The following is an 8,173-nucleotide window of genomic DNA, read 5'->3' as shown; positions in this document are numbered from 1 at the left end:
CAACTGTCGGTGAAGGAGATCGCCGCGAAACTTCATTTCCACGATGCCTCGCATTTTATTAAATGGTTTCGAAAGCGGGCGGGGTGCACGCCCAACACCTGGCGCTCCAGGAGCGGGCGTATATAGCTCGATCCTCTATCATTGTCAGCGCTTCGTAAAAACTCGGCGATGTCACGAAGGTTTTTGCTCCGTGACTTGATCCATCCGTCGGCACGGTGCGTGCTTGGGAGCCGGGGCGCCGTCAACCGCCTCCGAGCGCGAAGGTCCTGATGCGCGTCGCGACGAAATACTCCGAGCAAGTTTTAGAATGTGCCAAAGAGCAAGGTGTGTACAGGAGCACTACGCGAGGCGTGAGCGAAAATACACTGGTGTTTTTGACGAATTAGAGCATTTGCTGAAAGGTAAGTAACATTCTCATGCTCAACATCGCCGAGCCCTTGCCGTCAGGCCCTCTTAATTATATCACTTATGAACGATTTTACTCAACGCCGCGCCGGACTTCTCTTCGGCAGTTTTACCGCCGATGCACTTTCCCTAGGGGTGCATTGGATTTATGACACCGCTGAACTGTCGCAGAAGTTTGGATACGTTTCCGACTATCATGCCCCCGGTTTTGACTCCTATCATCCCAAGAAAAAGGCGGGCGAGCAAAGCCACGTCGGTGATCAAGCACTCTGGCTTGCAATCTCCTTGCAGAAAAATAAAAAGTGGGATGCCACCAGTTTTATGCAGGACTGGTTAATTATGTGGGCGAGCTATGGCGACTATTTCGATCACGCCACCAAGGTGACCTTGCAGAACATTGAAGATGGTAAGCCCGCCACCGCAGCCGCCAGCGATTCCGCGGAACTGGCTGGCGCCGCGAGGATCGCGCCGCTACTGGCCTACCTGGCCGACCAGCCCGAAGCCGAAGTTGTCACCGCATGTGTCGAACAGACATTGCTGACCCACGGCAGTGAGCCCTCTCAGGAGGCCGCCGCCTTTCTCGCCATCGCTGGATATCGACTGATGCACGGCGCAGATTTGAAAGACACCTTAAAAGCCACCGCACCCAGCTGGGCCTTGCAAAAAGCCGAGAGCGTGCTCGAGCTGGATGCTGTCGAGGCGATCGCTCAACTCGGACAATCCTGCCCCATCGAGTCGGCGCTCCCCGCAGTCATCTATTTAGCACTTAAGCACGGCGACGACTTGCCCAAAGCATTTTGCGAAAACGCTATGGCCGGAGGCGACAACTGCGCTCGTGGACTCACGCTTGGCTTGCTACTAGGAGCCAGTCATGGAGTCCGAGCCATCCCCGATGAATGGATCCGCAAGCTCTCGAGCGGCTTACCATTGAGTCAACTCATATAAGCTTTCGAGTCGGGGGCAATCATTTCGCCAGTTTGATTTGTAAAGTGTTGTGGCGTGCAGATTTATCAAACGTTTAGAGCCCTTCGCGGTGTCCCCCTTCAGTCTTTGCGGGGGAACCCGCTGCTACCTCTGGCTTCTACGACGACTATTTCTCCCATGCAAATTTTTGGAAGGGCGCGTCCACTGGAGTTTCCGCAATGTGGTTCACGTAGTTGCTCATCACTTTTTGTGAAAGACCTAGCACGATTTCGAACAACTGACGCTGTGCATAGCCCGCATCATAGAATCGCTGGGTTTCCTCCTCAGTGATCTGTCCGCGACCGCGCACCATGGCGAGCGTGGTGTCGTGCAAGACTTGTAGCTTTTCATTGGGCATTGCCGTGCGGTTTCTGAGCGCTTCCGTTATCGCGGAATCCACGCCCATCGAATTTGCGATGAAGCTGTGAGCTGGCACGCAGTAGTGGCACTCGTGCTCCACGTTAATTGTCTGCCATACGACCGTGAGCTCATCCTTGTCGAAGGACGAATTTTGAAACAACTTGTGTAGCACTTGGTAGCCTTCCAATAGCCCCGGGGCCTCTGCCATGATGGCATGTAGGTTCGGAATCATTCCGAAGGCTTTGATGGATCCTTCGAGTAGCGCTTTGCTAGCTTCAGATGCAGTCTCAAGTGTATGGAGTGTGGTATTGTTCATTATTTTGTATGTTTTCGTTTTTGGTGATTAAGAATGTTGATTTGAAATAATAAGAGTAGACCAGTCGTCTACATATTCCGTAAAAAAAGGAAATCTATATTTTTTGTGCTAAACGCTCGCGGATGATGGCGACTGCATGGCGCAGGGGAGTGACATCGCGGATGATGGCAGTGCGCTGCTGTGCGCCTGCCCAGAGATCTAGAATAAACTGTGCTTCAGATTCGGTATTCAGGTCTTGGGATAGGTATTGCTTGGAGACTGCTTCGTCTAAGACTTCTTTGAAGATCGCAATCATTTCGCCAAAGCCATCGGCGAGCGCCTCGCGCATGCTCTCGCTGGTGTTGACGACTTCGATGGCCACCTTTTGCAGCAAGCAAGGGCACTTGCAACCTCCATCGTGAATGTCTTCGATCCCTGCGTTGAGCATGAAAACCAGGCGTTCAATTGGGTTTTCTGAGATCTCAAGATTCGCGAGGATTTGATGACGCTTGCTGTTCGCTTGCCTTGAGTAGTGGCGTAGCACCTCGACACCAAACTGTTCCTTGGACTTGAAATAGTGGTAAAACGAGCCCTTGGGCACATTCACCGCAGAGAGTAATTGATTCAGCCCCACCGAGTGAAAACTCCGCTCCAGCATGATCTCAACCCCCGCATCTAGAATACGCTCTCTGGTGTCTTGTTCGCTCATTTGAATGCACTAATTAGACCAGTCGTCTAGTTTGTCAATACAAAGAGCGATTTTTAGCGTAACCAGAGAGTAGGAGGGGAAGCCAATCGTAGGAAATTAGGGCGACTCTGCTGGCATTCAATATCCGTCCACTACGTTTCATCAAAGATGCTGCGATCGTGACGAATCATGACCTGAACGCGTTACAAACTGAGCGAGCTTCGTGAGGATCTCTCCACAAGGGGAATGATATGACCCCGTCGACTACTTAGCTGCCGCTTTTTACAAATAGTTACAATATGATCTTGAAATGTTTCGTAACATATGCGATGTCTGGAAGTCGCTCGGGCGGCAGTTCGAGCGACCCCAATTTCTACCCCATGAAAACAAGTTTTATTTCCGAAGACGTAGGACGCAATCTTGCGGAGTCTATACTGCATGCTAATGATCTTGCTTTAGCATCTCGTGGTTCAAGCATGGAAGCAGGCAGCTGTGACTTGTCCATGGGGAGCGTCAAAATGCGCATCGGCAGACAGACACGCAGACTTTATGTGACGGGGCGCGATCACGCGTTTTCCCTTTTGGAATTATTGGTTGCTGTGGTCATTATCGGAATCCTGGCTCTGATCATGATTCCCGCAGTAGTCAAAGTCAGAGATAAGGCCAACGCGGTAGAATGTGTGTCCAACCTGCGTCAGATCGGTGTCGCCTGGCATTTATACCTCTCGGACAACAATGGGCGGTTTCCCAGTTTCAAAAGCTATGAGATGTATTATTGGGGGGGCGACAAGGGATCCTGGGGCGGTCCGGAAAAAGAGTACCGTCCGCTGTATCCTTACCTTTCGGACATGAACGTTTTTCGCTGCCCATCCGATGTGGCTACATCGGAGAAGGAGCCCTTTTATACCTATTCCGGTAATTCGTATGTGATGGCCAACTCCAAGCAGCGAGGTCTTCTGAGTATGGAAGCGAGTCGCAACCGGGTTGCCAATCCCGGGGTGTATACCAAATTAAAAAATCCGAGTCGTACCATCATGGTTTTTGAGCAAACCGTTCGAGCCAGCGAGGCCGGGTATACCGATCCATCGAGAAGTTGGTATCGGGATAGCTGGCATCACGATGACGTTAGTAATATCCTTATGGCCGACGGACATGTGGAAACCTTTGAACGAGCGAAACTCGATGCCTACCCGCACCCGCTGAATCCTGAGGGGTACACCTGGGGTTGGTCCTATTATTCCGGGGGAGACTGATCGAACTGCGGCATCCATATGTCGCTTCTGTGCAGAGGCTGCCTGGATTTTTGCCTTCGTTCGGCCAAATAGATGTGCCAATGCTTACCGAGCATATCGAGTGTGGCCGGAGCGATCTTTGATAAGCCGCGGACTGATGCCGTAGCATTGCTTAAAGGCGCGCGTAAAACTATTCGCGTCGGCAAAGCCACATTGGTGCGCGATTTCGCTGATCGGAGCGTAGGAGACACAGAGCAAGTCCTTGGCGCGTTTCATACGCAGTTGGGAGCAGTATTGTCCCGGGCTGATGCCATAGGCTTCTTTGAATCGACGGCTGATGTGTTCTCGACTGATTCCGATATGAGACGCCATGTCCTCCTGTGAAAAGGGGCGGTGATAGTTGCTGAGGATGTACTCATGTGACTGGCGAGCAATGTCCAGTGTTGCACTCTCGGTGTCGGTGAGTCGATAGCAGGCCATGAGTAAGGTATAGGCTAAAGTGGATTCGTGAAAGCGGTCTTCAAAAGAGCGATGTTGATAGTGGTCGATAATCGTTTGTAATAAACGGCTGGCCCGACTGCCGTCGGGCATGGACAGTTTGCGCCCGGCATGGCTGATCAGCCCGTGAAAGAGTTCTGGTGCGGACTCTCCACTAATACAGACCCACTGGTTCTCGTAGGGGAGTTCACTGTCATTGGGCAAGCCGTAGCACGTGTCCTCTCCATGCTGAAAGAGAATGGCTTCACCCGCCTGCGCGATATGACGTGTCTCCTGGTCGTCCAAATAAGCCACACCTCTGCGCGTGCGTTGGATGACGCATGCGATAGGAGTTTGGGAGCGCGTATGGTTGTCGTAGAAATAACCGTGATCGTGTACCGTATCGGAACTGGAGTAGAGAATGGAGAGGAGAGGGAGCGTCATAGAGTAGATCACAAATTGCATAATAGTTATCACAAAGCAAACCTTGATGTTCGGTGTCGTTTCTACTGTTTTGGTCACCACACCCCGATCTGATTGAAGATCTAAACCATGTTGAAACCTTATAATGAGCTGTAAAATTACACTGATTGGCGCAGGGTCTGTTGTCTTTGCCAAAACTTTGATTGGCGACATTCTGCAATTTCCGGAATTATCAGATGCCACGATTTGCCTGATGGACATCGATGCCGACCGCCTGCGGGTGGCCGATGTAATGATGAAGCGGATGGCCGGTAAACTCGGGGTCAACGCGAAGATTGTGTCGACCCTGGATCGGCGCGAAGCGATCAAAGGGGCGAAGTACGTGATTTGTACGGTGCAGGTGGGCGGCTACAAGCCATCGACCGTGGTGGACTTTGAGATTCCTAAAAAATACGGCCTACGTCAGACGATTGCGGATACACTGGGGATCGGCGGCATCTTTCGCGGTTTGCGAACGATTCCCGTGCTCGTCGGGATTGCGCAAGAGATTGAACAGCTCGCGCATCCGGATTGCCTATTGCTCAACTACACTAATCCGATGGCGATGAATTGCTGGGCGATTGATGAAGCGGTTGGCATTCCCCATGTGGGTTTGTGTCATTCGGTCTTCGGCACCGCGCGTATGTTGGCATCACATGCCAAACTTCGTTATGATGATGTTTCATATCTAGTCGCCGGCGTCAACCACATGGCCTTCTTCCTTAAGTTTCAATATAAAGGGCAGGACGCATATCCATTGCTCTTTAAGGTACTCAACGATCCCTCGCGAAACTACGAACTCGTGCGTTATGAAATGATGCGTCGCCTCGGCTACTTCGTCACTGAATCCAGCGAGCACCAGGCAGAATATGTGCCATACTTCATCCATTTCGGTGACGAGCTCGTGGATCGCTACAAGATCCCGCTGGATGAGTACATCCGCCGTTGCGAAGCCATCATGTCTTCATGGAAGGATACTGAAGCTAAATTGATCGGGGAGCATGGGGATATTGAGGTGAAAGAGCAGTCGCATGAATACGGCTCGTTCATTATACATTCCAGAGAGACCAACACGCCGCGCACGGTCTATGGTAATGTTCCGAACCGGGGGATTATAGATAATTTGCAAGACGGCTGTTGTGTCGAGGTACCCTGCTTGGTGGATGGCACTGGCCTGAATCCGGTTCAAATCGGCGAACTGCCGCCACAGTTGGCCGCCATTTGCATGACAAATGTCAACGTGCAGCGCCTCACCGTAACCGCGGCCTTGAGCGGTCAGCGTGAAAGTATCTACCATGCCGCCATGGCCGACCCGCACACGGCGGCGACACTACCACTGGATAAGATTTGGGCGATGTGTGATGAGCTCATAGAGCAGCACCAAAAAGATGGATATCTTGGTGATTTTGCTCCAGTCATCTCGGGGACGGGGCGTGCGTTCGCCGGTGTTGGGGATCGCCTGATTGTCAGGGCGCAGGCCAGCGGAGCGCAGCTTGACACCGCGGGCAGCGAGCTTCAATTGGAGATCCAGGTTGAAAATCCGAATACGGAGACCAGGCAAGTCACTCTACAGATCGTGCCAGCCAGTGCTGCGATCGTATTTGAGAACACTGAAGTGACGATCGAAGTGTCCCCGGAATCGACACAGAGCCTGAAGGTGAATGGCAGGCTACAAGCGCCCATCACAGAGTCGACCACTATCGACTTGGAGACGGATGCGGGGGGCATCCTGTTAATTGGAACGAGATTGATTCCTCGTGACCATATCGAGGTCAAGGAAGATGGTTATTGTCATTTCGAGATGTCGCTATCCGGCTTCCCTTGTGCCTCCGGTAAAATGCGACGAAAAGGCGAGCAGCTTGAATTAGAACTGGAAGTTCAAGATTCAAACCCGAAGCCCTGTTTGGATCGTCCGCGGCAAGGCTCCTTTATACAGATATTCTTTTCAGACCCGGACGGTGGCCCCATCATGGGATTGCAATTATTGCCCAATGTGGGGAAGGATTGTAAACTTGAAGTATTTGGAGGGAATACACTGATTGCGCAGAATGACTATCAGTATACACAAACTAAATTGAATTATAGTCTGAAGGCTCACATTCCATTGGCCGACATCCGAATAGCAGCAAGCGGCCCCTTCTTGATGGATGCCCGTGCCTTTCTGGAATCACTGGGAGATGCGCACTCTGGAGGTAACGCCAGCCTAAGTGGTGAGGGCGAGTCTCAACGATACAACGATCGAGCCTTCTTGCTCAACTGCTAGTCTTTGGGGTGTGTCATTGACGTAGTTTACATGAGCCGATAGTGCTCTACGAAGCGCCCCCTTCAGACTTAGTGCCCGCTGAAATCAAAGGCTTTGTTGAATGGTTTAATACAAGTCGCGATCAGATTCGTCATGCACCGATACACGCAGGGCTGGCTCACCTTTATTTTGAGTCGATCCATCCTTTCGAGGATGGCAATGTTCGGGTCGGGCGCGCAGTGGCAGAAAAGGCCTTGTTTCAGGGAGCAGGGCGTCCGTTGTTAATGAGTCTTTCTCAGGCAATTGAAGCCGACAAAACGAGTTATTATACGGCATTGCAACGCGCACAACGCAGCAACGAGGTGACCGACTGGTTACGTTACTTTGTCGATCTGGTGTTGCGAGCCTTAGACGAATCGCAGGCGCGCATCGACTTTGTACTGAAGAAGGCCCGATTCTTTGACCGATACCGCGAAGCACTTTCGGAGCGTCAACTTAAGGTCATTCGGCGGATGCTGGATGCAGGACCAAGTGGTTTCGAAGGTGGCGTCAACGCAAGTAAGTATCAGCGACTCACAGGTGTCTCGAAACCAACCGCGACCCGCGACCTGCAGGAGCTCTTGCAACAGGGAGTGCTCACCTCGATTGGAGGCGGACGCAGCACCCGCTATGAAGTGAACCTTTGATCCGCTCGTTCGGAACCGACAACGCTTTGAGCAGCTGTGGGGCTGGAGCGACCGCTTTGAGGCTTACGTCCACGCATCCAAACGTGAGCGGGGCTACTATGCCATGCCATTACTCTGGCAGGAATAGGTAATCGCTTGGGCGAACGCCAAGGTGATCGACGAGCGGCTCCAGATCGAGATCGGATACGTCAGTGAACCCGCAAGCCCATTGAAATTTCGCCGTGCAGTCGGTTTATCGAAGGCACAAGTAAACCGAATTTTCAAAACGGCAACTGGACTGACCCCGCGTCAGTGGTCAGACGTTCATATTATGAAAGCCGCAGTGGAGTGGATTAAGGCCGAGCAACTGTCGGTGAAGGAGAT

At 52.0% G+C, this 8,173-nt stretch carries 7 protein-coding genes and 1 pseudogene; 5 read left to right on the top strand and 3 right to left on the bottom strand.

The features are described 5' to 3' along the window. Positions 1-9: 9 nt before the first annotated feature. Positions 10-126, top strand: a complete 117-nt coding sequence (locus QEH52_RS20810) for a helix-turn-helix domain-containing protein (protein WP_425609300.1) — start codon at positions 10-12, stop codon at positions 124-126. Between the two features lie 342 nt (positions 127-468). Beyond that, positions 469-1,350 (top strand): ADP-ribosylglycohydrolase family protein, encoded by an 882-nt coding sequence (locus tag QEH52_RS18565; protein WP_308952454.1) that lies wholly within the window; start codon positions 469-471, stop codon positions 1,348-1,350. Positions 1,351-1,495: 145 nt separating this feature from the next. Here the strand turns inward: QEH52_RS18565 and QEH52_RS18560 are convergent, their stop codons facing one another. After that, a complete protein-coding gene (locus QEH52_RS18560; RefSeq protein ID WP_308952453.1) occupies positions 1,496-2,044 on the bottom strand; it encodes a carboxymuconolactone decarboxylase family protein in 549 nt (182 codons plus the stop codon). Between the two features lie 94 nt (positions 2,045-2,138). Further along, the gene (locus tag QEH52_RS18555) at positions 2,139-2,732 is read right to left on the bottom strand and encodes a TetR/AcrR family transcriptional regulator (protein WP_308952452.1); all 594 of its coding nucleotides are present in this window, start codon (positions 2,730-2,732) and stop codon (positions 2,139-2,141) included. A gap of 278 nt (positions 2,733-3,010) precedes the next feature. On the opposite strand from QEH52_RS18555, the gene QEH52_RS18550 reads away from it, so the two are divergent. Next, the gene (locus QEH52_RS18550) at positions 3,011-3,964 is read left to right on the top strand and encodes a type II secretion system protein (RefSeq protein WP_308952451.1); all 954 of its coding nucleotides are present in this window, start codon (positions 3,011-3,013) and stop codon (positions 3,962-3,964) included. A gap of 84 nt (positions 3,965-4,048) precedes the next feature. Here QEH52_RS18550 and QEH52_RS18545 read toward each other — a convergent pair whose 3' ends face one another. Beyond that, positions 4,049-4,864, bottom strand: coding sequence for an AraC family transcriptional regulator (locus tag QEH52_RS18545; protein WP_308952450.1), 816 nt, complete (start codon positions 4,862-4,864; stop codon positions 4,049-4,051). Positions 4,865-4,988: 124 nt separating this feature from the next. On the opposite strand from QEH52_RS18545, the pseudogene melA reads away from it, so the two are divergent. Together melA and QEH52_RS18535 are read left to right on the top strand one after the other, a co-directional pair. Continuing rightward, positions 4,989-6,263 (top strand): annotated as a pseudogene (gene melA / locus QEH52_RS20915) (alpha-galactosidase); the annotation flags it as partial. A gap of 923 nt (positions 6,264-7,186) precedes the next feature. Beyond that, positions 7,187-7,810: a Fic family protein gene (locus tag QEH52_RS18535; protein ID WP_308952448.1), complete on the top strand. Its 624-nt coding sequence runs from the start codon at positions 7,187-7,189 to the stop codon at positions 7,808-7,810. Positions 7,811-8,173: the final 363 nt, after the last annotated feature.

The organism is Thalassobacterium maritimum (assembly GCF_031127805.1).
Classification (GTDB): Bacteria; Verrucomicrobiota; Verrucomicrobiia; order Opitutales; family Coraliomargaritaceae; genus Thalassobacterium; species Thalassobacterium maritimum.
This window is presented reverse-complemented; position numbering and strand designations above follow the sequence as displayed.